A 24336-nucleotide genomic window follows, 5' to 3' on the forward strand; every position below is an offset into this window, starting at 1 on the left:
CACGAGGCCGTCCCATGAAGCTACGTGGCCTGTATGCCATCACTGACAGCCAACTGCTCGCCGGGCGCTTTCTGGCGCACGTCGAAGCGGCCCTGGAAGGCGGCGTCTGCCTGCTGCAATACCGCGACAAGGGCGACGACACCGCACGCCGCCTGCGCGAGGCCGAGGCCCTGATGAGGCTGTGCGAGCGCTACGGTACGGCGCTGATCATCAATGACGACGCCGAACTGGCGGCGCGCCTGGGCGTCGGCGTGCACCTGGGGCAGACCGACGGTCCGCTGACCCCGGCCCGTGCCCTGCTAGGGCGCCAGGCCATCATCGGCTCCACCTGCCACGCCAGCCTGGCGCTGGCCGAGCAGGCCGCCGCCGAAGGCGCCAGCTACGTGGCCTTCGGCCGCTTCTTCAATTCCCAGACCAAGCCCGGCGCTGCGGCTGCCAGCCTCGAGCTGATCGGCCAGGCCCGCGCCCAGCTCACGCTGCCGATCGCCGTGATCGGCGGCATCACCCTCGACAACGCCGCCGCGCTGGTCGCCCATGGCGCCGACCTGCTGGCGGTGATCCACGGCCTGTTCGGTGCCGACAGCGCGCAGGAAGTGACCCGCCGCGCCCGCGCCTTCAATGCTTTGTTCGCTTGCTGACTTCGAGAGACGATCCCATGTCCCGTTCCGAAACACTGTTCGCCCAAGCCCAGAAACACATTCCCGGGGGCGTCAACTCGCCCGTTCGCGCGTTCAAGAGCGTCGGCGGCACGCCGCTGTTCTTCAAGCACGCCGAAGGCGCCTATGTGGTCGATGAAGACGACAAGCGCTACGTCGACTACGTCGGTTCCTGGGGCCCGATGATCCTCGGCCACGGCCATCCGCAGGTGCTCGACGCGGTGCGCCGTCAGTTGGAGCACGGCCTGTCGTACGGCGCCCCGACCGCCATGGAAACCGAGATGGCCGACCTGGTCTGCTCGCTGGTGCCGTCGATGGAGATGGTGCGCATGGTCAGCTCCGGCACCGAAGCGACCATGAGCGCCATTCGCCTGGCCCGTGGCTACACCGGCCGCGACGCGATCATCAAGTTCGAAGGCTGCTACCACGGTCACTCCGACAGCCTGCTGGTCAAGGCCGGTTCCGGCCTGCTGACCCAGGGCGTGCCGAGCTCGGCCGGGGTGCCGGCGGACTTCGCCAAGCACACCCTGACCCTGCCCTTCAACGACCTGGCCGCCGTCGAAAAGACCCTGGCCGACGTGGGCCAGAGCGTGGCCTGCATCATCGTCGAGCCGGTGGCCGGCAACATGAACTGCGTGCCCCCGGCCGCAGGCTTCCTCGAAGGCCTGCGCAGCCTGTGCGACCAGCATGGCGTGGTGTTGATCTTCGATGAAGTGATGACCGGCTTCCGCGTCTCGCTCGGCGGCGCCCAAGGCCATTACGGCATCACGCCGGACCTCTCCACCTTCGGCAAGATCGTCGGCGGCGGCATGCCAGTCGGCTGCTTCGGCGGCAAGCGCGAGATCATGGGCTGCATCGCCCCGCTCGGCCCGGTCTACCAGGCCGGCACCCTGTCGGGCAACCCGCTGGCCATGGCCGCCGGCCTGACCACCCTGAAGCTGATCAGCCGTCCGGGCTTCCACGACGAACTGACGGCCTTCACCAGCCGCATGCTCGACGGTCTGCAGCAGCGCGCCGATGCCGCCGGCATCCCGTTCGTCACCACGCAGGCGGGTGCGATGTTCGGCCTGTACTTCAGCGGCGCCGACGACATCGTCACCTTCGACGACGTGATGGCTAGCGACGCCGAGCGCTTCAAGCGCTTCTTCCACCTGATGCTCGACGGCGGCGTGTACCTGGCGCCAAGCGCGTTCGAGGCGGGCTTCACCTCCATCGCCCACGGCGAAGCCGAGTTGAAGATCACCCTGGATGCAGCGGAAAAGGCCTTCGCGGCGCTGAAATAAACGGCATCGTCCCACTGCCTGGCGCCCTCTTCCCCAGTGGGCGTCAGGCACGATGGTCCAGGCACTGACGGCCGATGTCTTTGTGCTCAGATAAATTAGAGTAAAACTTTGTAAGGTAGGCGCTGCTTATCCCATAATGTGCCATCAACGACATTGGCCGCAGCTTTGCAGAGGTAAGTCGATCCCCATGAACCGCACCGGCCGTGCCCTGACGCTGGGCTGCCTGTTGCTTCTTCAGCCCCTGCTGGCCCTGGCAGAGGGCGGCAATTCGTTGCTGATTCCAGCGACGGGCCGCTGCACTCTCAACGCCCAGCCGCAAGACCTGGAGAACGCACTCAACGCCTGCGCGCAGAGTGCCGAGGCCGGCGATGCCCAGGCGCAGTACGAACTCGGCGAGTTCTACTACAGCGGCAACCAAGCCCCCAAGGACCTGAACAAGGCCCTGAACTGGTTCGAAAAAGCCTCGCTGCAGGGGCACGCCCAGGCCCAGTACCGCCTGGGCGGCATGTTCATGCGCGGTGAAGGGGTCCAGGCCAATCACGTCCAGGCCTACATCCTGCTCAAGATTGCCGCGGTCAACGGCGCCGAAGACGCCCTGGACCTGGCCGACGAGGTGACCGAGCAGATGTCGCGAGAAGAACTGGAACACGCTACCCAGGTACTGGGTCAGATCTTCCGCAAGTACCTGCTGGAGCTGCAGAGCGCCGAAGGCCGCACGCCGTTCTCACCACTGCCTTGAGCCGCGCGCGTGCAACCGATCTGTCGCGCAACGGTCAGATACCTCTGCCACAGTGCCCCATACCCTTGATCGTTTCAGAGCTTTCGCCACCGCCGATCAAGGGTTATTCTTCGTTTCACATCCTTCGTCGAGCGCCTTGAACCGACCTTGAACGCCCCCATACAACCCCATCGTTTCACCCTCGAACCCTTCGAGGCCCACCGTTTCGCCAACTTGTGCGGCCAGTTCGACGCGCATCTGCGCCTGATCGAACAACGCCTGGCCATCGAGATCCGCAACCGCGGCAATCAGTTCGAACTGATCGGCGAACCCAAGACCACCTCCGCCGCCGAACAACTGCTGCGCCGTCTCTACCGCGAGACCAAGGCCATCGAGCTGTCGCCGGAAACGGTCCACCTCTATCTCCAGGAATCGGCCGTGGAGAACATCGACAATCCCGCCGTCAACGAAGTCAGCGTCTCGCTGCGCACGCGCAAGGGCAACATTCGTCCGCGCGGCGCCAACCAGCAGCGCTACGTCAAGGAAATCCTGGCCAACGACATCAACTTCGGCATCGGCCCGGCCGGTACCGGCAAGACCTACCTGGCCGTGGCCTGTGCCGTCGATGCCCTGGAACGCGAGCAGGTGCGCCGTATCCTGCTGGTGCGTCCGGCGGTCGAGGCCGGCGAAAAGCTCGGCTTCCTGCCAGGCGACCTGGCACAGAAGATCGACCCCTACCTGCGCCCGCTGTACGACGCCCTGTATGAAATGCTCGGCTTCGAGCACGTGGCCAAGCTGATCGAGCGCCAGGTGATCGAGATCGCCCCGCTGGCCTACATGCGCGGCCGCACGCTGAACAACAGCTTCATCATCCTCGACGAAAGCCAGAACACCACCCTGGAACAGATGAAGATGTTCCTCACCCGTATCGGCTTCGGCTCCACGGCAGTGATCACCGGTGACATCACCCAGGTCGACCTGCCGCGTGGCACCAAGTCGGGCCTGGCCCACGTCATCGACGTGCTCAAGGATGTACCCGGCATCAGCTTCACGCACTTCCAGCCCAAGGACGTGGTACGTCACCCACTGGTGCAGCGCATCGTCGAAGCCTACGACCGTTTCGAGGCCGCTCAGGCCAAGCCCGAGGCGCGCGGCAACGATGCTTGAACTCGACCTGCAACGGGCCACCGAGGCGGCGGCGCCAGACGACGCCGCCTTCCGCCGCTGGTGCGAACTGGCCCTGCGCCAGCGCAGCGCCGACTCGGAAATGACCATTCGCCTGGTCGAGGAAGACGAAGGCCGTGCGCTCAATCACACCTACCGGCACAAGGACTACGCAACCAACGTGTTGTCCTTCCCGGCTGACGTGCCCGACGAACTGCTGGATATTCCCTTGCTCGGCGACCTGGTCATCTGCGTACCCGTCGTCGAGCGCGAGGCCGCCGAACAAGGCAAGTCGCTGGAGGCGCACTGGGCGCACCTGGTGATCCACGGCTGCCTGCACCTGCTGGGCTACGACCACATCGACGACGATGAGGCCGAGGAAATGGAAGCGCTGGAACGCCAATTGCTGGCCGAACTGGGTCATCCCGACCCCTACGCCGACGACGACACCGATTCAATCACCCACTGACCATTGCAAGGACCACGAGTACACCGCCATGAGCGAAGATCGATCGAGCAACGGGCAAAAGTCTTGGCTGGGTAAGCTGACCCAGGCTTTTGCCCATGAGCCGAAAAACCGCCAGGAGCTTCTCGAGCTGCTGCGCGAAGCCCATCAGAACAAGCTGCTCGACAGCGAAGCGCTGACCATCGTCGAAGGCGCCATCCAGGTCGCCGACCTGCAGGTGCGCGACATCATGGTGCCGCGCTCGCAGATGATCAGCATCAAGGCCAGCCAGTCGCCTCGCGAATTCCTGCCGGCGGTGATCGACGCCGCGCACTCGCGCTACCCGGTGATCGGCGAGAGCCATGACGATGTGCTCGGCATCCTGCTGGCCAAGGACCTGCTGCCGCTGATCCTCAAGGAGAACGGCGACAGCTTCAACATCAAGGACCTGCTGCGTCCGGCCACCTTCGTGCCCGAGTCCAAGCGGCTGAACGTGCTCCTGCGCGAATTCCGCGCCAACCACAACCACATGGCCGTGGTCATCGACGAATACGGCGGCGTGGCCGGGCTGGTCACCATCGAGGACGTGCTCGAACAGATCGTCGGCGACATCGAGGACGAGCACGACGTCGAGGAAGACAGCTACATCAAGCCGCTGCCCAGCGGCGACTTCCTGGTCAAGGCCCTGACCCCCATCGAGAACTTCAATGCGTTCTTCGACAGCGCGTTCTCGGACGATGAGTTCGACACCGTCGGCGGTCTGGTCATGAGCGCCTTCGGCCACCTGCCCAAGCGCAACGAGACCACTGAAATCGGCGCCTACCGCTTCCGCATTCTCAACGCCGACAGCCGCCGCGTGCACCTGCTGCGCCTGACCCCGATCACCCGTTAAGGACGACCATGCGCTGGATCACCCGCCCCGGCTGGCCCGGTAACCTGCTGGCCTTGGTGGCCGGCGCCTCCACGTCGCTGGCCCTGGCGCCGTTCGATCTGTGGCCGATCGCGCTGCTGTCGATCATGCTGTTCTACCTCGGCCTGCGCGAGCTCAGCCCGCGCCAGGCACTGGGGCGCGGCTGGTGCTACGGCTTCGGCCTGTATGGCGCCGGCACCAGCTGGATCTACGTCAGCATCAACACTTACGGCGGTGCCTCGCCGCTGCTGGCCACCCTGCTGCTGGTGGCGTTCTTCGCCGCCATCGCCTGGTTCTTCGCCCTGCCAGCCTGGCTCTGGGCGCGCTGGCTGCGCCGCACCGAGGCGCCGCTGGCCGATGCCTTGTGCTTCGCCGCCTTGTGGCTGTTGCAGGAAGCCTTCCGCGGCTGGTTCCTCACTGGCTTCCCCTGGCTCTACGCCGGCTACAGCCAACTCGACGGCCCGCTGGCCGGCCTGGCACCGCTGGGCGGCGTGTGGCTGATCTCCTTTGCCCTGGCGCTGTCGGCAGCATTGCTGTGCAACCTGTCGCGCCTGCGCACACGCCCTTCGTTCTTCGCTGTCGGCGCAGTGCTGCTGATAGCGCCCTGGGTGCTTGGCCTGGGCCTGAAAGGCCACGCCTGGACCCGCCCGGCCGGCGACCCGCTGAAAGTCGCCGCCGTTCAGGGCAACGTCGAGCAGGAAGTGAAATGGGACCCGGCTCACGTCAACGCGCAACTGGCGCTGTACCGAGACATGACCTTGCGTTCGCAGCCGGCCGACATCGTGGTGTGGCCGGAAACGGCGGTGCCGGTGCTCAAGGATCAGGCGCAAGGCTACATCGACATGATGGGCAGCTTCGCCGCGGACCGTCACGCGGCGCTGATCACCGGCGTACCAGTGCGTCAGGTGGTGCACCAGCAGCGCCGCTACTTCAACGGCATCACCGTCACCGGCGAAGGCGATGGCACCTACCTCAAGCAGAAGCTGGTGCCGTTCGGCGAGTACGTGCCGCTGCAAGACATGCTGCGCGGGCTGATCGAGTTCTTCAATCTGCCGATGTCCGACTTCGCCCGCGGGCCTGATGACCAGCCACTGCTCCAGGCCAAGGGCTATCAGATCGCGCCGTACATCTGCTATGAAGTGGTCTACCCCGAGTTCGCTGCAGGCCTGGCCGCGCGCAGCGACCTGCTGCTGACCATCAGCAACGACACCTGGTTCGGCACCTCGATCGGGCCGTTGCAGCACCTGCAGATGGCGCAGATGCGCGCCCTGGAGGCCGGTCGCTGGATGATCCGCGCCACCAATAACGGCGTTACCGCGCTGATCGACCCGTTCGGCAAGATCACCACGCAGATCCCGCAGTTCCAGCAGGCAATCCTGTATGGCGAGGTAGTGCCCATGCAGCAGCTCACGCCGTATCTGCAATGGCGCTCATGGCCGCTGGCGATCGTCTGCCTGCTGCTGATGGGCTGGGCGCTGCTGGCCGGGCGCATCGCCAAGACCGCGTGAGCATCGCCTATCGTCCCTGTAGAAACGGCGCTGCGCCGCCTCTACAGGGACAGCGAATCAGTAGAACAACCGATACCCCACCAGCCCGACGGCCTCATTGAGCAACTGCCCGTTCTGCCACATCGCCCGGCTCTCCGGCAGCAGCCCGGCGAATGGCCGCGCGTGATCGGCGCCAAGGAAGCCCACTGGCGCCGGCACTACCTCGAACCCGACCTGCTCGAAGCTCCAGCGCGAACGCGGCATGTGCCAGGCCTGGGTCACCACGACCACGCGCCGGATGCCCAGCGGTTGCAACACCTGGGCACTGAAGCGGGCGTTTTCCCACGTGGTGCGACTGGCCTCTTCCTTCCAAGTCACGTTCACGCCGAAATCGGCTTGCAGACGCTGCGCCATCAACTGCGCCTCGCTCGGCGGCGTGCCGTAGTGCAGTCCACCACTGGTCAACACCGGCAGGCCCGAGGCCTTGGCCAACTGCGCCGCGTAACGCATGCGCTCCAGCGCCGAAGGGCTGGGCTGATCGTCACCGCCCCAGGCCGGATCGCCACGTTCACGCCCGGCACCGAGAATGACGATGGCATCGGCGCGCCGGGACAACGTCGCCCACGCCTGCGGCGCCAGCGGCGCCTCGGTCTCCAGCACTCGGGCCGACTCCTGCACCACCAGCGGCAGGCTCATCAGCCACAACCCACCCAGTCCGAGGGCGAAACACAGCGCCGCCACCCGTGGCCGACGTCTGCGCAACCACCAGCCAGCCGCGAGCAGCAACAGCAGCAGCCCTGGCGGCATCAACCATTGTTTGATGAAGAATCGAATCGGCATGCGCACCTCCGGCAAGGCGTGCAGCCTAAAAGCAACGGGGCCGGGCAACAAGTGCCCGGCCCCGATCGCCAAGGTGGTCAAATCACCGGTGCAGGCCCACTAGCGGGCCGTTTGCTTCCTGGACCCGGACACCGACGCGGGGCGCTTTCGATCCTTGAGCCAGACGATCTTGCCGCGCCCGGCGTCTGCCGACGCACCGCTGCCAGCGCGGGCGGAGCGGTGCTCGGGAAGGCGGTCCAGATAGGCCTTGATCACCCGGAACTCCGCCGGGCTGAGGTCTCGCAGTTCCAGTTCGGCGGGTATTTCATCACGCAAGCCGGCGGATGTCCTGGCCACTTCCAAGGCCAGGCCCAGCCGGTCGATCAGGCGCTCATAGAGCTCGGGTTTGATTGCGGTTAGCTGCGACTCTCCCATCGTTCACCTCATTGAAGGTCAGAATATCTTCCCCCTCCGAACAGCTTAGCGGCGCTGCGCAAAGCAGCTGCCCGTCGCGACAAACGGAGCGCACCGCGCCAATCGCATTCAGCGTTTCCCCGAACGCGCGGCGCTCATGTATGCTAGGCCGTTCACTCTCACCGCCACCGGAGTGCCGGACGCAGCGAGGTTGCGCTGCCTGGAAACAAGGTCTCCCTCTCTCATTAAAAGTAGCCATGCACGAACAATACCAGCCCCGTGATATCGAAGCCGCCGCCCAGTCTTTCTGGGACGAGCAACAATCGTTCGCTGTGACCGAACAGCCAGGCCAGGACACCTACTACTGCCTGTCGATGTTCCCGTACCCGAGCGGCAAGCTACACATGGGCCACGTGCGCAACTACACCATCGGCGACGTGATTGCCCGCTACCAGCGCATGCTGGGCAAGAACGTCCTGCAACCGATGGGTTGGGACGCCTTTGGCATGCCGGCGGAAAACGCGGCGATGAAGAACAACGTCGCGCCGGCCAAGTGGACCTACGAAAACATCGATTACATGAAGACCCAGCTCAAGAGCCTGGGCCTGGCCATCGACTGGTCGCGTGAGGTCACCACCTGCAAGCCGGACTACTACCGCTGGGAGCAGTGGCTGTTCACCCGCCTGTTCGAAAAAGGCGTGATCTACCGCAAGAACGGGACCGTGAACTGGGACCCGGCCGACCAGACCGTGCTGGCCAACGAGCAAGTCATCGACGGCCGCGGCTGGCGTTCGGGCGCGCTGATCGAGAAGCGCGAAATCCCGATGTACTACTTCCGCATCACCGACTACGCCGACGAACTGCTGGAAAGCCTCGACGAACTGCCGGGCTGGCCCGAGCAGGTCAAGACCATGCAGCGCAACTGGATCGGCAAGTCGCGCGGCATGGAAGTGCAGTTCCCCTACGACCAGGCCAGCATCGGCCAGCCCGGTGCACTGAAAGTCTTCACCACCCGCCCCGATACCCTGATGGGCGCCACCTATGTCGCCGTCGCCGCCGAGCACCCGCTGGCCACCCAGGCCGCCCAGGGCAATCCGGCGCTGCAGGCGTTCATCGACGAGTGCAAGAGCGGCAGCGTTGCCGAGGCCGACATGGCCACCCAGGAGAAGAAGGGCATGGCCACTTCCCTGCGGGTCGAGCATCCACTGACCGGCGAGAAGCTGCCGGTATGGGTGGCCAACTACGTGCTGATGCACTACGGCGACGGCGCGGTGATGGCTGTCCCGGCACACGACGAGCGCGACTTCGAATTCGCCCGCAAGTACCAGTTGCCGGTCAAGGCAGTGGTGCGCACCAGCGCCGGTGATGACGTCGGCGCCGAATGGAACGCCGCCTACGGTGAGCACGGTGTGCTGATCAACTCCGGCGAGTTCGACGGCCTGGACTTTGCCGGCGCGTTCGACGCCATCGAAGCGGCCCTGATCCGCAAGGAACTCGGCAAATCGCGTACCCAGTTCCGCCTGCGCGACTGGGGCATCAGCCGCCAGCGCTACTGGGGCTGCCCGATCCCGATCATCCATTGCCCGTCCTGCGGCGACGTGCCCGTGCCGGAAGACCAACTGCCGGTGCGCCTGCCCGAAGACGTGGTGCCGGACGGCGCCGGCTCGCCGCTGGCGCGCCTGCCCGAGTTCTACGCGTGCACCTGCCCGAAATGCGGCAGCCCGGCCAAGCGTGAAACCGACACCATGGACACTTTCGTCGAGTCGTCCTGGTACTTCGCCCGCTACGCCTCGCCGCACTACGACCAAGGCCTGGTCGACCCGAAAGCGGCCAACCACTGGCTGCCGGTCGATCAGTACATCGGCGGTATCGAACACGCCATCCTGCACCTGCTGTACGCGCGCTTCTTCCACAAGCTGATGCGCGACGAGGGCCTGGTCACCTCCAACGAGCCGTTCAAGAACCTGCTGACCCAAGGCATGGTGGTCGCCGAGACCTACTTCCGCGTGGCCAGCAACGGTGGCAAGGACTGGTTCAATCCCGCCGACGTCGAAGTCGAGCGCGATGCCAAGGCCAAGATCATCGGCGCACGCCTGAAGACCGATGGCCTGCCGGTGGAAATCGGCGGCACCGAGAAGATGTCCAAGTCGAAGAACAATGGCGTTGACCCGCAGGCCATGATCGACGCCTACGGCGCCGACACCTGCCGCCTGTTCATGATGTTCGCCTCGCCGCCGGACATGAGCCTGGAATGGTCCGACTCCGGCGTCGAAGGCGCCAGCCGCTTCCTGCGCCGGGTCTGGCGTCTGGCCCAGGGCCATGTCGCCCAAGGTTTGCCGGGCAGCCTCGACATCGCTGCGCTGGACGATGCGCAGAAGGTCATTCGCCGCGCTATCCACGCGGCCATCAAGCAAGCGAGCATCGACGTAGGCCAGTTCCACAAGTTCAACACCGCCATCGCCCAGGTGATGACGCTGATGAACGTGCTGGAGAAGGCGCCGCAGACCACCGCGCAGGACCGTGCACTGCTGCACGAGGGCCTGGAAGCGGTGACCCTGCTGCTGGCACCGATCACGCCGCACCTCTCGCACGCCCTGTGGCAGGCGCTGGGCCATGCCCAGCCGGTCATCGATGCCGTCTGGCCAACCGTCGACGAGAGCGCCTTGGTGCAGGACAGCCTCACCCTGGTGGTGCAGGTCAACGGCAAGCTGCGCGGCCAGGTGGAAATGCCGGCCACCGCCAGCCGCGAAGACATCGAACACGCCGCCCGCAACAACGAGAACGTCCTGCGCTTCCTCGATGGCCTGACCATCCGCAAGGTCATCGTGGTACCGGGCAAGCTGGTCAACATCGTCGCCAACTGATGGCAAGCCCGCCCTGGCGACGGGGCGGGCGCAACAGGCCCAAAAGGGAGCTACACCATGATCAAACGCAATCTGCTGGTAATTGGCCTGGCCGCTGCGCTGGGCGCCTGCGGTTTCCAGCTGCGCGGTACCGGCACCAACGAACTGGCTTTCAAGGAGCTGGACCTGGGTGCGCGCAACGCCTACGGCGACACCGTCAAACAACTGCGCCAGTCGCTGCAGAGCAGCGGCGTCAAAGTCTACAGCGGGGCACCCTACAAGCTGGTGCTGACCAACGAGCAGGAATCCCAGCGCGCAGCCACCTACACCGGCGGTAGCCGCTCGGCGGAATACGAGCTGACCACCGTGCTCAACTACGTGGTGCAGGGTCATAACGACACCGTGCTGCTGGAAGACAAACTGGAAGTGCGCAAGGATTACGTCTACGACGGCAACAACATCGCCGGCTCCACCCAGGAATCCGGTCAGATCCGTAAGGAACTGCGCCGCGAACTGGTCCAGGGCATGATGGTTCGCCTGCAGCAGCTCACCCCGGCGCAACTGGCCGACCTCCAGCAAAAAGCCGACGAGCGCGCCCGCGCCGAAGCCGAAGCGTTGCGCGAAGCCCAGCGTGTGCAGGACAACACGCCCCAGCAATCGCCGATGGAAGTCCCGGCCAACTGAGGCTCAATGGGGCACCTGCGGTGCCCCTGCCCCGCCATGAAGCTTTCTCCCGCCCAACTCAACAAGCACCTGCAAGGCACGCTGGCGCCGGTCTACGTGGTCAGCGGCGACGACCCGCTGCTGTGCCAGGAGGCCGCTGACGCCATCCGTACGGCCGCGCGCCAGCAGGGCTTCGACGAACGCCAGGTGTTCAGCGCCGACGCCAATTTCGACTGGGGCAGCCTGCTGCAGGCCGGTGCCAGCCTATCCCTGTTCGCCCAGCGACGGCTGCTCGAATTGCGCATGCCGTCGGGCAAGCCTGGTGACAAGGGCGCCGCCGCGCTGATGGAGTACTGCGCCCGGCCCGCTGAAGACACCCTGCTGCTGGTCAGCCTGCCCAAGCTCGACGGCAGCGCGCAGAAGACCAAGTGGGGCAAGGCGCTGATCGACGGTGAACAGTGCCAGTTCATCCAGATCTGGCCGGTGGACGCCCAACAGTTGCCGCAGTGGATCAACCAGCGCCTGTCCCAGGCCGGCCTGTCGGCGCAGCGCGATGCGCTCGACCTGATCGCTGCGCGGGTGGAAGGCAACCTGCTGGCCGCAGCCCAGGAAATCGAGAAGCTCAAGCTGCTGGCCGACGGCAATCAGATCACCGTCGAGACGGTGCAAGCCGCCGTCGCCGACAGCGCCCGCTTCGATGTCTTCGGCCTGGTCGATGCCATCCTCAATGGCGAAGCGGCGCACGCCCTGCGCATGCTCGAAGGGCTGCGTGGCGAGGGCGTGGAACCGCCGGTCATCCTCTGGGCCTTGGCCCGCGAACTGCGCCTGCTGGCCGGCTTGGCCCAGCAATTCAGCCAGGGCGTGCCGCTGGACAAAGCCTTCAGCCAGGCCAGACCACCGGTGTGGGACAAGCGTCGACCACTGGTGAGCAAGGCCTTGCAGCGGCTCTCGGCGCAGCGTTGGACTCAACTGTTGCAGGACGCCCAGCGCATCGATGCACAGATCAAGGGTCAGGCCGAGGGCTCGCCGTGGACCAGCCTGGCGCGGCTGGTGCTGTTGATGGCCGGCCAGCGCATAGGCCTGCCGTCGCAGTGATCACGGGCTGCGTGCTGTCGCCGCAGCGCACGCAGGTCCGCGACCATAAACAGATTCAATTGGCCCTGCCCCTCAGCGCCCCGTACAGTCGCCCCTCGAATGTCACCCTAACGGGAATCCGCCATGAGCAAGAAGCCGAAAAAGCACGGCCCCAACAAGGCCAAGTCGATCATCGCCCAACCCCTGTTCCGCTGCCGCCAGGAACGACCGGAAAAGGGCAAAGGCAGCTACCGCCGCGAAGCCTTCCAATCGAGAGATTGGGAGGCTTCTTGCTTTCTGGCCGCCTGAAAAACCCGCAGGCATGATATGGTCGGCACCTGAACTGCAAAACTGGATCTGTGCATGTCCTTCAGTCTTCCCCAGCGCTGGCAGTCCCGCCAGCTGATCGCGGCCTCCAGCTTCATCCTGCTCGTCGCCTGCGCGGAAAAACCTACCGCCGCCGACGCCCTGCCCTTGGCTCCAGCCCAACCCACTGCCAACGTCAGCCTTCCGGCCAACAGCGCCGACAGCAACGGCGATATCCAGCCGCTGCAGACCTTCGCCCAGTGGCAGGCGGGCTTCCGTCAGCAGGCCTTGCAAGCCGGCATCAGCGCGGCCACCTTCGACCGCGCATTCCTCGGTGTCACGCCGGACATGGACGTGATCAAGGCCGATCGCAGCCAGCCGGAATTCAGCCGCCCGGTCTGGGAATACCTCGACAGCGCGCTGTCGCCGCTGCGGGTGCGCAACGGCAAGAAACTGCTGGAGCAGAATGCCGAGTTGCTCTCACGCATCGAGCAACGCTACGGCGTCGATCGCCAGGTGCTGGTGGCGGTGTGGGGTATGGAAAGCAACTTCGGCCAGTTCCAGGGCAACAAATCGGTGATCCGCTCGCTGGCCACCCTGGCCTACGAAGGCCGCCGCCCGACTTTTGCCCAGGACCAGCTCATCGCGGCCCTGCAGATCCTGCAGAACGGTGACATTCAGCCTGAAGCCATGCGCGGCTCCTGGGCCGGCGCCATGGGCCAGACCCAGTTCATCCCCACCACCTACAACACCCATGCGGTGGATTTCGACGGCGATGGTCGCCGCGACATCTGGAACAGCACGCCGGACGCCCTGGCTTCCACTGCGCACTACCTGCAGAGCTCAGGCTGGAAGCGCGGGCAGCCGTGGGGCTTCGAGGTCCAGGTACCGGCCGACTTCGATTACTGGCTGGCCGACGGCGCCCAGCGCAAGCCGGTCAGTGAATGGCTGAGCCTGGGTGTGAAGCTGCCCACCGGCACGCAACTGCCTGCGGGTAGCAACTCGCTGTCGGCGGCACTCCTGTTGCCAGCGGGCGCGCGCGGCCCAGCCTTCCTGGTGCTGGACAACTTCCGCGCGATCCTCAAGTACAACAATTCCTCGTCCTATGCGCTGGCCGTAAGCCTGCTGGGCGACCGCTTCTCCGGCTGGGGTTTCATCGCCGGGGCCTGGCCGAAGGACGATCTGCCGTTGAGCCGCAGCGAGCGGGTCGAGTTGCAGAACCTGCTCAACGCCCGCGGACACGACGCCGGCAACGCCGACGGCATCATCGGCGCCAATACCCGCAAGGCAATTCGCACGGCTCAGCAGGGCCTGGGCTGGCCGGCCGATGGTTACCCGACGCACAAGCTGCTGGAGAGCCTGCGCTAAGGGCGCAGCTCGAGCGGCAAAGCTGAAAACCCAGGACTGCTGCGCAGTCCAATCGCGACACGAGGCCGCTCCCACGAGAGCGTGCGAGCTGTCTGAGCCTACACCGGCCAACTTGTGGGAGCGGCCTTGTGCCGCTCCCACAAGGGCTAGGCGCTGAACAACGGCTGTTCCAGCGTCAACGTCTGCGCATCGCTGTCCAGCCGCACGCGCGCGCCCAACGGTAGACACACATTTGGGTCGCAATGCCCGCTGCGCCATCCCGCCAGCACGGGCACCTGCAAGGGGCCGAAGATATCGCGCAACAACGGCTGCAACGACGCCACGGTAATACCCGCGAAGTCGCCCACCAGCACGCCCTTGACCCCCTTCAGTCTGCCCGCCAGGCGCAGCTGGGTGAGCAACCGATCCACCCGGTACAGCGGCTCGTTGACGTCCTCGATGAACAGGATGCTGTCGTGGGTCTCGATCTGCGCCGATGTGCCCAGCGTCGCGCCAAGCATCGACAGGTTGCCGCCGACCAGACGCCCGCTGGCTGCACCGGGCACCACGGTCGTCAACGCGAAGTCCTGCGGATGCGCAATCACATCGCCGCAACCCACCTGCCCACTCAACTGCGCGAACAGCGAACTCACCGTAAGCTCGCGCTTGTCCCCGAGCAGATCAGCATTGAGCATACCGCCGTGGAAGCTGACGAACCCGGCATGCCGCGCAATGGCCGTGTGCAAGGCAGTGATATCGCTATAACCGATCAAGGGTTTCGGATGCTGGCGAATCAGCGAGAAATCCAACCGGTCAAGCAGCCGCATGCTGCCGTAGCCACCACGCATGCACAGAATCGCGTCGATCTGCGGATCGGCAAAGGCGTCGTGCAGATCGCGCAGGCGCTGCTCATCGCTCCCTGCCAGATACCCCTGCGCCTGCAACACCCCTGGATAGATCCGGCACTCGTATCCGCGGCGCTCGAACCATTGCGTGACCGTGCCCACATCCACCCGCGCCGGTCCCGCCGGTGCCACGATGGCAAACCGCGCCCCTGGCACCAAGGCCTTCGGCAACCCTATTGCAGCTGTTCCAACGCGCTCCACCTTGCACCTCCACCACGCTCACTGCTTGCCGCAAAAAAAATGCCGATGACGCTTGGCAGCGTACATCGGCATGTTCGACACGCCCCGACTCAGAGCTTGATCTTGGCTTCGTGGGCCTGCTGGTCGGCGTGGTACGAGGAGCGCACCAGCGGGCCGGAGGCGACATTCTTGAAGCCCATCTTGTAGCCTTCCTCGGCGAACCAGGCGAAGGTGTCCGGGTGCACGAAGCGTTGCACCGGCAGGTGGCTGCGCGACGGCTGCAGGTACTGGCCAAGGGTGAGCATGTCGATCTCGTGCTCGCGCATGCGCTGCATCACCTCGATGACCTCTTCGTCGGTCTCGCCCAGGCCCAGCATCAAGCCCGACTTGGTCGGCACGTGCGGCACCATCTGCTTGAACTTCTGCAGCAGGTCCAGCGACCAGTCGTAGTCCGAACCCGGACGCGCTGCCTTGTACAGGCGCGGCACGGTTTCCAGGTTGTGGTTGAACACGTCCGGCGGGGTCTGCGCGGTGATTTCCAGTGCCACGTCCATGCGACCCCGGTAGTCCGGCACCAGGGTTTCGAGTTGCACGCCCGGCGACAAGGCGCGGATCTCGCGGATGCAGTCGGCGAAGTGCTGGGCGCCGCCGTCACGCAGGTCGTCGCGGTCCACCGAGGTGATCACTACGTACTTCAGGCGCAGGTCGGCGATGGCCACGGCCAGGTTCTTCGGCTCGTCCAGGTCCAGCGGCTTGGGACGACCGTGGCCGACGTCGCAGAACGGGCAGCGACGGGTGCAGATATCACCCATGATCATGAAGGTGGCCGTGCCGCCGGAGAAGCATTCGCCCAGGTTCGGGCAGGACGCCTCTTCACAGACGCTGTGCAGCTTGTGCTTGCGCAGCAGTTGCTTGATGCGGTCGACTTCCGGAGACACCGGGATGCGCACGCGAATCCAGTCGGGTTTCTTCGGCAGCTCGTCGGTGGGGATGATCTTCACCGGGATGCGTGCCACCTTCTCGGCGCCGCGCAGCTTGACCCCAGCCTCGACTTTCTTGGGCGCAGGGCGGGGCGTGACGTCTTGCGTCGCGATCAGATTCGGCACGGCTTCTTGCACAGTAGTCATATTCAGTCGATTCCGCCCGTCAGGGTCGTCTGCTCAGCGTAGTCGAGGTGCCTGACCAGCTGTTCGCGCAGCCTCGTCCTGACCTCGTCGAGTTCGATCGGGCCTGTGTGGTCGCGCAGCTGGGTCATGGCCAGCCCCGCATACCCGCAGGGGTTGATTCGGCGAAAGGGCGCCAGGTCCATGTCGACGTTCAGCGCCAGGCCGTGGAACGCGCAGCCGTTACGGATGCGCAGCCCCAGCGAAGCGATCTTCGCGTTGTCGACGTACACGCCCGGGGCGTCAGGCTTGGCCGCCGCCGTGACCTGGTAACTGGCCAGTAGCGCGACCAGACTCGCTTCGATGCGACTGACCAGCTCGCGCACACCGACGCCCAGGCGACGCACATCCAGCAGCAGGTAAGCGACCAGTTGACCGGGGCCATGATAGGTCACCTGTCCACCGCGTTCGGTCTGTACCACCGGGATGTCGCCAGGCAGCATCAGGTGCTCGGGCTTGCCGGCCTGGCCTTGGGTGAACACCGGCAGGTGCTCGACCAGCCAGACTTCATCGGGCGTCTGCGCAGTGCGCTGTCCGGTGAAGCGACGCATGGCCTCCAGTACCGGTTCGTACGGCTGCAGGCCAAGCTCGCGGAAGCCCAGGCATCCGGGCATCACAGCACCATTTTCACGGTGCCGGTGGCACGCAGGGCGCTGTTGATGTCCTGCAACTGGTCTTCGCTTTCGGCGACGATATGCAACTGCACGGTGGTGTACTTGCCTTCCTTGCTCTGGCGCTCGGCCAGGGTGCTCAGGTCGACTTTTGCATGCTTGCTGAGGATCTCGATCACGGTGTCCCGGAAACCGACACCGGTATCGCCGATCACCTTGATCGGATAGTCCTGGCAGGGAAATTCGATTTTGTGCGACTTGACGTCAGCTTCGCTCATGGCGCAAACGCCCTCGTAAGGCGTGGCAACAACGATGCCCCCGGCGTGATGGCTCGGGGGCATGGCAGGTCACGTATCAGTTGAACAAACCGTAGAAGAACAGGCGGATGCTATCCCACATACGACGGAAGAAACCACCTTCCTCGACGCCATCAAGGGCGATCAGGTCGGTCGTCTGCACGACTTTGTCATCCAGTTTGACTTCCACTTTACCGATCACCTCGCCTTTGGCGATAGGCGCAGTCAGTTGCGGATTCATGGTCATCGACGCTTGCAGACGCTTGAGCTGGCCCTTGGGCATGGTCATGGTCAGGTCGTTGGCCAGACCCGCCTTGACCTGGCCGGTAGCGCCTTTCCAGACCGGGGCCTGGCTCAGCTCGACACCCTTTTGGTAGAAGGTCTGGGTTTCGAAGAAGCGGAAGCCGTAGGTCAGCAGCTTCTGGGTTTCGGCAGCGCGGGACTGCTCGCTGTTGGTGCCGAACACCACGGCGATCAGGCGCTGACCATCACGTACGGCCGACGCCACCATGCAGTAACCGGCCTCCTCGGTGTGGCCGGTCTTCAGACCGTCGACGGTCTTGTCACGCCACAGCAGCAGGTTGCGGTTGGGCTGCTTGATGTTGTTCCAGAAGAACTCTTTCTGCGAGTAGATGGCGTAGTGGGCCGGATCTTCGTTGATGATCGCGCGCGCCAGCAGGGCCATGTCGTGCGCCGACGAATAGTGCTCCGGGTTCGGCAGGCCGGTGGGGTTCATGAAGTGCGAATTGGACATGCCCAGGTCGGCAGCGGTCTTGTTCATCATGTCGGCGAACGCGTCTTCGCTGCCGGCGATGTGCTCGGACAGGGCGACCGAGGCGTCGTTGCCGGACTGGATGATGATGCCGTGCAGCAGGTCGCTGACGGTCACCTGGCTACCGACCTTGATGAACATGCGCGAACCACCGGTGCGCCAGGCGTTCTCGCTGACGGTCACCGGGTCGTTCTCGCCGATCTGCCCGCGACGAATGTCGAGGGTGGCGATGTAGGCGGTCATCAGTTTGGTCAGGCTGGCCGGCGGCAGGCGCTCGTCGCCGTTGTTCTCGACCAGCACGTTGCCGCTGGACGCGTCCATCAGTACGTAGGACTTGGCTGCCAGTTGCGGAGGTGCCGGCATCATCTGCTCGGCTGCGAAAGCAGCGGGCATGATCATCAGCAGTACGGGCAGGCAAAGGCGTTTGGCAAGGTTGGTGATGTTCATCCGTCTCTCGTAGATCGCTAATGGTCTGATGTTCCGCAGGACAACCGCGGCGTTTCAGTGTATTTCCAGGCTGACATGCAGCCCTGCCCCAAAGGGGCAAAAACCGCCATTGTACATGGCATGCCTCGGCAATTCATGAACAAGCTCGAAGCGGTGAGTTACAAGCTGCAAGCTTCAAGCTGCAAGCTGCAAGAACAAGCGGTACGCATGGACAGCTCCTCTTGCAGCTTGCAGCTTTCAACTCGTCGCTGGCCACGCGCCGCAGGCGCGTGGCTCAGTCCGTGACGACCTTGGCCTGGCCCAGGTTCGCCAGGCGAATGCTGTCCTGGGCCTGCTGGATTTCACCCTGGCTGCTGATCGGACCCAAGCGTACGCGGTGCAGGGTCTGCTGGTTGCGCACGATGGAACTGATGAAGACCGGGGCGCTGACCATGGTGCTCAGTTTCGAACGCAGCAATTCGGCGGCATCCGGGTTGGCGAAGGCGCCGACCTGCAGGAAGCTGCCGCCGCGATTGCCGGGCACGCTGTTGCCGCCCACCTGAACCGGGACCACGGGCGCGGCGTGCTGCTGCGGCGGAGGCGTCCACTGCTCGACGCGGCCGGTGCTGGCCGGGACCGGCTGGGCCTGGGCGACCTGCGGTTCCTTGAGCATCAGCGGTGGACGCTGGCCCTTCTGCGCCCACCACTGCTGCGGGTCGATACCCTCCACGCGCACGTGGGCGGTGCCGGTTTCGGCGTAGCCGAGCTTTTTCGCTGCGGCATAGGACAGGTCGATAATGCGGTCGGAATAGAACGGGCCGCGGTCGTTGACCCGCAGGATCACGCTGCGACCGTTGGCCAGGTTGGTGACGCGCACGTAGGCCGGCAGCGGCAGGGTCTTGTGCGCCGCGCTCATGCCATATAGGTCGTACAGCTCGCCGTTGGCGGTATTCTGGCCATGGAACTTGGTGCCGTACCAGGACGCCGTACCCTCGGCGCGATAGCTGCGCGCGTCCTGCATCGGGTAGTAGGTCTTGCCCAGCACGGTGTAGGGGTTGGCCTTGTAGGCGCCCGTGTGAACGGTCGGCGTGGCGTCCGGAATCTTGTTGACGTCCACGTCCCACCACGGCGCGCCGTCCTTGTGCGCCCGGTTGATGTCCAGGCCCGGCTGCGAGCGCACGGCCGTGCCGCTCGACTTGGTGGGCGTTGGACGACTGGACGAACAGCTGACCAGCAGCACGCCGATGGCGGCGCAGCTCAGCAGCTTGAGGGTGTTGGCTTTGAACAGTTCGCGCATTACTTGACGCCCCGTGCCTGGACCAGCTGTTGCGACAGCTGATGCACCGCCATGGCATACATCACGCTGCGGTTGTAACGCGTGATCGCGTAGAAATTCTTCAGGCCCATCCAGTATTCCGGGCCGTTGTCGCCTTCGAGTCGGAAGGCGGTGACCGGCTGATCGTCGCGCAGCGCATCATGACTCGACCAGCCCAACGCCCGCAACTCCCCGACCGTCTTGACCGGTTCGATGCCCTGGGTCACCCCTTCGTCGACCCGTGGCCCGCTCACCTCGGCGCGGCTGACCACCGGTTCCCCGGCCACCCAGCCGTGACGCTTGAAGTAGCTGGCCACGCTGCCGATGGCATCGTCCGGGTTGGTCCAGATATTGATGTGGCCATCGTGGTCGAAGTCCACCGCGTAGTTGCGGAAACTGCTCGGCATGAACTGCGGCAAGCCCATGGCCCCGGCGTAGGAACCCTTGAGGGTGAGCGGATCGAGCTGTTCCTCGCGGGCCAGCAGGAGGAACTCGCGCAGTTCCTTGCGGAAGAAGTCGGCGCGCGGCGGGTAGTCGAAGCCCAGCGTCGACAGCGCATCGATCACCCGGTAATTACCGGTATTGCGGCCGAAGAACGTCTCTACACCGATGATCGACACGATGTACTGGGCCGGCACGCCGTATTCCTGCTCGGCACGCGCCAGCACCGCCTCGTGCTGGCGCCAGAAGTCCACGCCACGGGCGATGCGCGCATCGCTGATGAACATCGGCCGATAGTCTTTCCACGGCTTGACCCGCTCGGCCGGCCGCGAAATCGCATCGAGGATCGCCTGCTTGCGCTGCACCTCGTGGAACACCGCCGTCAGTTGCTCGCTGGCGAACCCGTAATCGCGGGCCATCTCGCCGACGAACTCGGCCACCTGGGGTGAGCCGTCGTAATCGCCGGCATCGGCCTGCTGGACAGCGCCGAGCAACCCCACCGCGCCGATCCACGGCATACAACGGGCCGCCCAACTACGCACTGCTTGCATGTGATTGTTCACCTTATTCAAACCTGGGCGATCCATTTTCGGTGCGTATGGATCGACATCAGAACGCCAAACGCTGACAGCAGCGTCACCAACGAAGTTCCGCCGTAACTGATGAAGGGCAACGGCACCCCCACCACCGGCAACAGACCGCTCACCATACCGATATTGACGAAGACGTAAACGAAGAATGTCATGGTCAGGCTGCCGGCCAGCAGCTTGCCGAACAGGGTCTGCGCCTGCGCGGTGATGACCAGGCCGCGACCGATCAACAGCAGATAAATGATCAGCAGCAGGCAGATGCCCACCAGCCCGAACTCCTCGCCGAGCACGGCGATGATGAAGTCGGTGTGGCTTTCCGGCAGGAAGTCCAGGTGCGACTGAGTGCCCAGCAGCCAGCCCTTGCCGAACACGCCGCCCGAACCGATCGCCGCCTTGGACTGGATGATGTTCCAGCCGGTGCCCAGCGGGTCGCTTTCCGGGTCGAGGAAGGTCAGCACCCGTTGTTTCTGGTAGTCGTGCATGACGAAGAACCACATCGCCACGGCCACCGGCACCGCCGCCGCCACCACGCTGACGATCCAGCGCCAGCGCAGGCCGCCCATGAACAGCACGAAAGCGCCCGAGGCGAGAATCAGCAGCGCAGTGCCAAGGTCCGGCTGGCGCACGATGAGGATGAACGGCATGCCGATCAACACCAGGCTGATCGCCACATGCTTGAGGTGCGGCGGCAAGGTGCGCTTGGACAGGTACCAGGCGATGGTCGCCGGCATGATGATCTTCATGAATTCCGAGGGCTGGAAGCGAATCACCCCGGGGATGTTGATCCAGCGCGTGGCGCCCATGGCGTTGTGCCCCATGACGTCCACCACCACCAGCAGCAGCACCCCGACCACATAGGCCAAGGGCACCCAGCGCGCCATGAAGCGCGGTTCGAGCTGGGCGATGACGAACATCGAGACCAGGCCGATGCCGAACGAGGTGGCCTGCTTCATCAGCAGGTCCCAGTTCTTGCCGCTGGCCGAATACAGGACGAACAGGCTGCCGGCGGCCAGGGTCAGCAGGATGAGCAGCAGGGGGCCGTCGATATGGATGCGCTGCAGGAAGCTGGCGCGCCTGCGCATCACGTCCTCGCTGGAGAGCATGCGATCGAAATTGTTCTTCACGGGGCCGGTTCCTGGGCGACAGTGGCGGTGGCGGTGCCGAACTCAGGCTTGAGCTGGCCGTTCTCGTCGAGCAACCAGGCGTCCATGACCTGGCGCACCACGGGGGCAGCGACACCCGAGCCGGACTCGCCGTTCTCGACCATCACCGACACCACGATCTTCGGGGCCTCGGCCGGGGCGAAGGCGACGAACAGCGCGTGGTCGCGGTGACGCTCCTGGAGTTTGTTGCGGTCGTACTTCTCACCCTGCTTGATCGCCACCACCTGCGCGGTGCCGCTCTTGCCGGCGATGCGATAGGGCGAGCCGAGCGCGGCCTTGCGCGCGGTGCCGCGGGCGCCGTGCATCACCTGCTCCATGCCATGGGTGACGCGCGCCCAGTCGTTCTTGTCGCGCAGCACGATGTCGGCCATCGGGTTGTCGTCCACCGGCGGCTGACCTTCGATGGTCTTGGCCAGGTGCGGCCGGTTCCATTTGCCCTTGTTGGCGATCAGTGCGGTGGCCTGGGCCAATTGCAGCGGCGTGGCCTGCATATAGCCCTGGCCAATGCCGAGGATCAGCGTTTCACCCGGGAACCAGGCTTGGCGGCGGGTGGCGCGCTTCCATTCGCGCGACGGCATCAGCCCGGACGACTCCTCGAACATGTCCAGCGAGACTTTCTGGCCGATACCGAACTTGTTCATGTAGGCCGAAAGGCGGTCGATGCCCATCTTGTGCGCCAGATCGTAGAAATACGTGTCGTTGGAACGCATGATCGCCACGTCCAGGTCCACCCAGCCGTCACCGGTGCGGTTCCAGTTGCGGTACTTGTGGTCGTAGTTGGGCAGTTGGTAGTAGCCGGGATCGAACACCCGGCTGCTGGCATTGACCACGCCACTGTCCAGACCCGCGATGGCCACCGCCGGCTTGATGGTCGAGCCGGGCGGGTAGAGTCCGCGCAGCACGCGGTTGAACAGCGGCCGATCGATCGAATCGCGCAGCTCGGCATAGGCCTTGAAGCTGATGCCGGTGACGAACAGGTTGGGATCGAAGCTCGGCTGGCTGACCATCGCCAGCACTTCACCCGTGCGCGGATCGAGGGCGACGATGGCGCCACGACGCCCGCCCAGGGCTTGTTCAGCCGCTTCCTGCAACTTGATGTCCAGGCTCAGGACAATGTCCTTGCCCGGAATCGGATCGGTGCGCTTGAGCACCCGCAGCACCCGGCCCCGGGCGTTGGTCTCGACTTCCTCGTACCCCACCTGACCGTGCAACTGGTCTTCGTAGAAGCGCTCGATGCCGGTCTTGCCGATGTGGTGGGTGCCGCTGTAGTTGACCGGGTCGAGCGACTTGAGCTCTTTCTCGTTGATCCGCCCCACATAGCCCACCGAGTGGGCGAAGTGCGCACCCTGCGGGTAGTGACGCACCAACTGCGCCACCACTTCCACGCCCGGCAGGCGGAACTGGTTCACCGCCACCCGGGCGATCTGGTCTTCGTTGAGCTCGAACAGGATCGGCACCGGCTCGAACGGGCGTCGCCCCTGCTTCATGCGCTTCTCGAACAGCGCGCGGTCGTCCTCGGTCAGCTCCAGTACTTCGATGATGGTGTCGAGCACCGTCTGCCACTGCCCCGCCCGCTCGCGGGTCATGGTCAGGCTGAAGCTGGGCCGGTTGTCGGCGACGATCACCCCGTTGCGGTCGAAGATCAGCCCACGGGTCGGCGGAATCGGCTGCACGTGCACCCGGTTGTTTTCCGACAGTGTGGAGTGATAGTCGTACTGGATGATCTGCAGGTAATACAGACGCGCGATCAGCACGGCGACCAGCAGCATGATGGCCACCGCACCGACCACGACGCGGTTGCGCACCAGACGGGCGTCTTTCTCGTGGTCCTTGAGGCGGATCTGCTGCGGCATCGGACAGGCTTACGCGATCATTTGTGGTAAGGGTGCCCGGACAACACCGTCCAGGCGCGATAGATCTGTTCGCCGATGAGTATCCGCACCAGCGGGTGCGGCAGGGTCAGGGGCGACAGCGACCAGCGCTGTTCGGCGCGGGCACAGACTTCCGGCGCCAGCCCTTCCGGACCGCCCACCATCAGGTTGACCGTGCGCGAATCCAGGCGCCAGCGGTCCAGTTCGACCGCCAGTTGCTCGGTGCTCCACGGCTTGCCGTGCACTTCGAGGGTGACGATGCGCTCGCCCGGTTGCACCTTGGCCAGCATCGCTTCGCCCTCCTGACGAATCAGGCGGGCGACATCGGCGTTCTTGCCGCGGGTGTTCAGCGCAATCTCCACCAGCTCCAGCGACAGCTCCTGGGGCAGGCGCTTGGCGTACTCGTGCCAGCCTTCCTCCACCCACTTGGGCATGCGCGAGCCCACCGCGATCAGACGCAGACGCATGGCGCGG

Annotated in this window: 24 protein-coding genes; 12 read left to right on the top strand and 12 right to left on the bottom strand. The window is 64.9% G+C overall.

From position 1 onward, the window contains the following. The first annotated feature begins 14 nt into the window (after positions 1–14). The 7 genes from thiE (at position 15) to lnt (ending at position 6684) form a co-directional block, all read left to right on the top strand. Positions 15–638, top strand: a complete 624-nt coding sequence (thiE, locus tag NJ69_RS15545; protein ID WP_039580568.1) for a thiamine phosphate synthase — start codon at positions 15–17, stop codon at positions 636–638. A 17-nt stretch (positions 639–655) separates the two neighbouring features. Then, on the top strand, positions 656–1939 hold the full coding sequence (hemL, locus tag NJ69_RS15550; RefSeq protein ID WP_039580571.1) for a glutamate-1-semialdehyde 2,1-aminomutase: 1284 nt from the start codon (positions 656–658) through the stop codon (positions 1937–1939). A 187-nt stretch (positions 1940–2126) separates the two neighbouring features. Beyond that, complete coding sequence (locus NJ69_RS15555; protein WP_029611925.1) at positions 2127–2678, top strand: tetratricopeptide repeat protein; 552 nt, start codon at positions 2127–2129, stop codon at positions 2676–2678. Between the two features lie 147 nt (positions 2679–2825). Beyond that, complete coding sequence (locus tag NJ69_RS15560) at positions 2826–3824, top strand: PhoH family protein (protein ID WP_039580574.1); 999 nt, start codon at positions 2826–2828, stop codon at positions 3822–3824. Continuing rightward, positions 3817–4290, top strand: coding sequence for an rRNA maturation RNase YbeY (gene ybeY, locus NJ69_RS15565; protein WP_039580578.1), 474 nt, complete (start codon positions 3817–3819; stop codon positions 4288–4290). Before NJ69_RS15560 ends, ybeY begins: the two co-directional genes overlap by 8 nt. A gap of 28 nt (positions 4291–4318) precedes the next feature. Continuing rightward, positions 4319–5158 (top strand): HlyC/CorC family transporter, encoded by an 840-nt coding sequence (locus NJ69_RS15570; RefSeq protein WP_029611926.1) that lies wholly within the window; start codon positions 4319–4321, stop codon positions 5156–5158. A gap of 8 nt (positions 5159–5166) precedes the next feature. Next, a complete protein-coding gene (gene lnt / locus NJ69_RS15575; RefSeq protein ID WP_039580581.1) occupies positions 5167–6684 on the top strand; it encodes an apolipoprotein N-acyltransferase in 1518 nt (505 codons plus the stop codon). 57 nt (positions 6685–6741) lie between these two features. Here the strand turns inward: lnt and NJ69_RS15580 are convergent, their stop codons facing one another. Together NJ69_RS15580 and NJ69_RS15585 are read right to left on the bottom strand one after the other, a co-directional pair. Further along, positions 6742–7503: a YdcF family protein gene (locus NJ69_RS15580; protein ID WP_039580583.1), complete on the bottom strand. Its 762-nt coding sequence runs from the start codon at positions 7501–7503 to the stop codon at positions 6742–6744. 99 nt (positions 7504–7602) lie between these two features. Continuing rightward, entirely contained in the window at positions 7603–7917 is a 315-nt protein-coding gene (locus NJ69_RS15585; protein WP_029611927.1) for a hypothetical protein, read from the bottom strand. Positions 7918–8153: 236 nt separating this feature from the next. On the opposite strand from NJ69_RS15585, the gene leuS reads away from it, so the two are divergent. The 5 genes from leuS (at position 8154) to NJ69_RS15610 (ending at position 14150) form a co-directional block, all read left to right on the top strand. After that, entirely contained in the window at positions 8154–10760 is a 2607-nt protein-coding gene (leuS, locus tag NJ69_RS15590) for a leucine--tRNA ligase (RefSeq protein WP_039580586.1), read from the top strand. Positions 10761–10817: 57 nt separating this feature from the next. Continuing rightward, positions 10818–11423 carry an LPS assembly lipoprotein LptE gene (gene lptE / locus NJ69_RS15595; RefSeq protein ID WP_039580588.1) on the top strand — a complete coding sequence of 202 codons (606 nt, stop codon included), beginning with the start codon at positions 10818–10820 and terminating at the stop codon, positions 11421–11423. A gap of 36 nt (positions 11424–11459) precedes the next feature. Beyond that, positions 11460–12497 carry a DNA polymerase III subunit delta gene (gene holA, locus NJ69_RS15600; RefSeq protein WP_039580590.1) on the top strand — a complete coding sequence of 346 codons (1038 nt, stop codon included), beginning with the start codon at positions 11460–11462 and terminating at the stop codon, positions 12495–12497. Between the two features lie 123 nt (positions 12498–12620). Then, positions 12621–12785 carry an alternative ribosome rescue factor ArfA gene (gene arfA / locus NJ69_RS15605; RefSeq protein WP_039580593.1) on the top strand — a complete coding sequence of 55 codons (165 nt, stop codon included), beginning with the start codon at positions 12621–12623 and terminating at the stop codon, positions 12783–12785. A 54-nt stretch (positions 12786–12839) separates the two neighbouring features. Next, positions 12840–14150 carry a lytic murein transglycosylase gene (locus NJ69_RS15610; protein ID WP_039580595.1) on the top strand — a complete coding sequence of 437 codons (1311 nt, stop codon included), beginning with the start codon at positions 12840–12842 and terminating at the stop codon, positions 14148–14150. A gap of 146 nt (positions 14151–14296) precedes the next feature. On the opposite strand, the gene NJ69_RS15615 is transcribed toward NJ69_RS15610, so the two are convergent. From NJ69_RS15615 to rlmH, 10 genes are all read right to left on the bottom strand, one after another. Then, complete coding sequence (locus NJ69_RS15615) at positions 14297–15205, bottom strand: S66 peptidase family protein (RefSeq protein ID WP_245219463.1); 909 nt, start codon at positions 15203–15205, stop codon at positions 14297–14299. Positions 15206–15324: 119 nt separating this feature from the next. After that, positions 15325–16341 (bottom strand): lipoyl synthase, encoded by a 1017-nt coding sequence (gene lipA / locus NJ69_RS15620; RefSeq protein ID WP_039580601.1) that lies wholly within the window; start codon positions 16339–16341, stop codon positions 15325–15327. A gap of 2 nt (positions 16342–16343) precedes the next feature. Beyond that, the gene (gene lipB, locus NJ69_RS15625) at positions 16344–16991 is read right to left on the bottom strand and encodes a lipoyl(octanoyl) transferase LipB (RefSeq protein ID WP_039580603.1); all 648 of its coding nucleotides are present in this window, start codon (positions 16989–16991) and stop codon (positions 16344–16346) included. Next, a complete protein-coding gene (locus NJ69_RS15630) occupies positions 16991–17266 on the bottom strand; it encodes a DUF493 domain-containing protein (RefSeq protein WP_039580605.1) in 276 nt (91 codons plus the stop codon). The genes lipB and NJ69_RS15630 overlap by 1 nt, the downstream gene beginning before the upstream one ends. A gap of 76 nt (positions 17267–17342) precedes the next feature. Then, a complete protein-coding gene (locus NJ69_RS15635; RefSeq protein WP_039580607.1) occupies positions 17343–18503 on the bottom strand; it encodes a D-alanyl-D-alanine carboxypeptidase family protein in 1161 nt (386 codons plus the stop codon). A gap of 274 nt (positions 18504–18777) precedes the next feature. Beyond that, complete coding sequence (locus NJ69_RS15640) at positions 18778–19779, bottom strand: septal ring lytic transglycosylase RlpA family protein (RefSeq protein WP_039580608.1); 1002 nt, start codon at positions 19777–19779, stop codon at positions 18778–18780. Beyond that, the gene (mltB, locus tag NJ69_RS15645; protein ID WP_029611930.1) at positions 19779–20789 is read right to left on the bottom strand and encodes a lytic murein transglycosylase B; all 1011 of its coding nucleotides are present in this window, start codon (positions 20787–20789) and stop codon (positions 19779–19781) included. Before mltB ends, NJ69_RS15640 begins: the two co-directional genes overlap by 1 nt. A gap of 17 nt (positions 20790–20806) precedes the next feature. Continuing rightward, the gene (gene rodA, locus NJ69_RS15650) at positions 20807–21910 is read right to left on the bottom strand and encodes a rod shape-determining protein RodA (RefSeq protein WP_052192236.1); all 1104 of its coding nucleotides are present in this window, start codon (positions 21908–21910) and stop codon (positions 20807–20809) included. 38 nt (positions 21911–21948) lie between these two features. After that, positions 21949–23844 (bottom strand): penicillin-binding protein 2, encoded by a 1896-nt coding sequence (gene mrdA, locus NJ69_RS15655; protein WP_039580610.1) that lies wholly within the window; start codon positions 23842–23844, stop codon positions 21949–21951. A gap of 17 nt (positions 23845–23861) precedes the next feature. Further along, positions 23862–24329, bottom strand: coding sequence for a 23S rRNA (pseudouridine(1915)-N(3))-methyltransferase RlmH (rlmH, locus tag NJ69_RS15660; protein WP_039580612.1), 468 nt, complete (start codon positions 24327–24329; stop codon positions 23862–23864). Positions 24330–24336: the final 7 nt, after the last annotated feature.

Origin of the sequence: Pseudomonas parafulva, from assembly GCF_000800255.1 — a bacterium.
In the GTDB taxonomy this organism is placed as follows: Bacteria; Pseudomonadota; Gammaproteobacteria; order Pseudomonadales; family Pseudomonadaceae; genus Aquipseudomonas; species Aquipseudomonas boreofloridensis.

Excerpts from the sequence above, each read along its gene's own strand:
- arfA (WP_039580593.1), top strand. The coding sequence starts at position 12,621 with ATGAGCAAGAAGCCGAAAAAGCACGGCCCCAACAAGGCCAAGTCGATC.
- thiE (WP_039580568.1), top strand. The coding sequence starts at position 15 with ATGAAGCTACGTGGCCTGTATGCCATCACTGACAGCCAACTGCTCGCC.
- lnt (WP_039580581.1), top strand. The coding sequence starts at position 5,167 with ATGCGCTGGATCACCCGCCCCGGCTGGCCCGGTAACCTGCTGGCCTTG.
- mltB (WP_029611930.1), bottom strand. The coding sequence starts at position 20,789 with ATGCAAGCAGTGCGTAGTTGGGCGGCCCGTTGTATGCCGTGGATCGGC.
- holA (WP_039580590.1), top strand. The coding sequence starts at position 11,460 with ATGAAGCTTTCTCCCGCCCAACTCAACAAGCACCTGCAAGGCACGCTG.
- ybeY (WP_039580578.1), top strand. The coding sequence starts at position 3,817 with ATGCTTGAACTCGACCTGCAACGGGCCACCGAGGCGGCGGCGCCAGAC.
- mrdA (WP_039580610.1), bottom strand. The coding sequence starts at position 23,844 with ATGCCGCAGCAGATCCGCCTCAAGGACCACGAGAAAGACGCCCGTCTG.
- NJ69_RS15635 (WP_039580607.1), bottom strand. The coding sequence starts at position 18,503 with ATGAACATCACCAACCTTGCCAAACGCCTTTGCCTGCCCGTACTGCTG.
- NJ69_RS15585 (WP_029611927.1), bottom strand. The coding sequence starts at position 7,917 with ATGGGAGAGTCGCAGCTAACCGCAATCAAACCCGAGCTCTATGAGCGC.
- NJ69_RS15580 (WP_039580583.1), bottom strand. The coding sequence starts at position 7,503 with ATGCCGATTCGATTCTTCATCAAACAATGGTTGATGCCGCCAGGGCTG.
- lipA (WP_039580601.1), bottom strand. The coding sequence starts at position 16,341 with ATGACTACTGTGCAAGAAGCCGTGCCGAATCTGATCGCGACGCAAGAC.
- NJ69_RS15610 (WP_039580595.1), top strand. The coding sequence starts at position 12,840 with ATGTCCTTCAGTCTTCCCCAGCGCTGGCAGTCCCGCCAGCTGATCGCG.
- NJ69_RS15555 (WP_029611925.1), top strand. The coding sequence starts at position 2,127 with ATGAACCGCACCGGCCGTGCCCTGACGCTGGGCTGCCTGTTGCTTCTT.
- NJ69_RS15640 (WP_039580608.1), bottom strand. The coding sequence starts at position 19,779 with ATGCGCGAACTGTTCAAAGCCAACACCCTCAAGCTGCTGAGCTGCGCC.
- NJ69_RS15630 (WP_039580605.1), bottom strand. The coding sequence starts at position 17,266 with ATGAGCGAAGCTGACGTCAAGTCGCACAAAATCGAATTTCCCTGCCAG.
- hemL (WP_039580571.1), top strand. The coding sequence starts at position 656 with ATGTCCCGTTCCGAAACACTGTTCGCCCAAGCCCAGAAACACATTCCC.
- leuS (WP_039580586.1), top strand. The coding sequence starts at position 8,154 with ATGCACGAACAATACCAGCCCCGTGATATCGAAGCCGCCGCCCAGTCT.
- lipB (WP_039580603.1), bottom strand. The coding sequence starts at position 16,991 with ATGCCCGGATGCCTGGGCTTCCGCGAGCTTGGCCTGCAGCCGTACGAA.
- rlmH (WP_039580612.1), bottom strand. The coding sequence starts at position 24,329 with ATGCGTCTGCGTCTGATCGCGGTGGGCTCGCGCATGCCCAAGTGGGTG.
- lptE (WP_039580588.1), top strand. The coding sequence starts at position 10,818 with ATGATCAAACGCAATCTGCTGGTAATTGGCCTGGCCGCTGCGCTGGGC.
- rodA (WP_052192236.1), bottom strand. The coding sequence starts at position 21,910 with ATGCGCAGGCGCGCCAGCTTCCTGCAGCGCATCCATATCGACGGCCCC.
- NJ69_RS15570 (WP_029611926.1), top strand. The coding sequence starts at position 4,319 with ATGAGCGAAGATCGATCGAGCAACGGGCAAAAGTCTTGGCTGGGTAAG.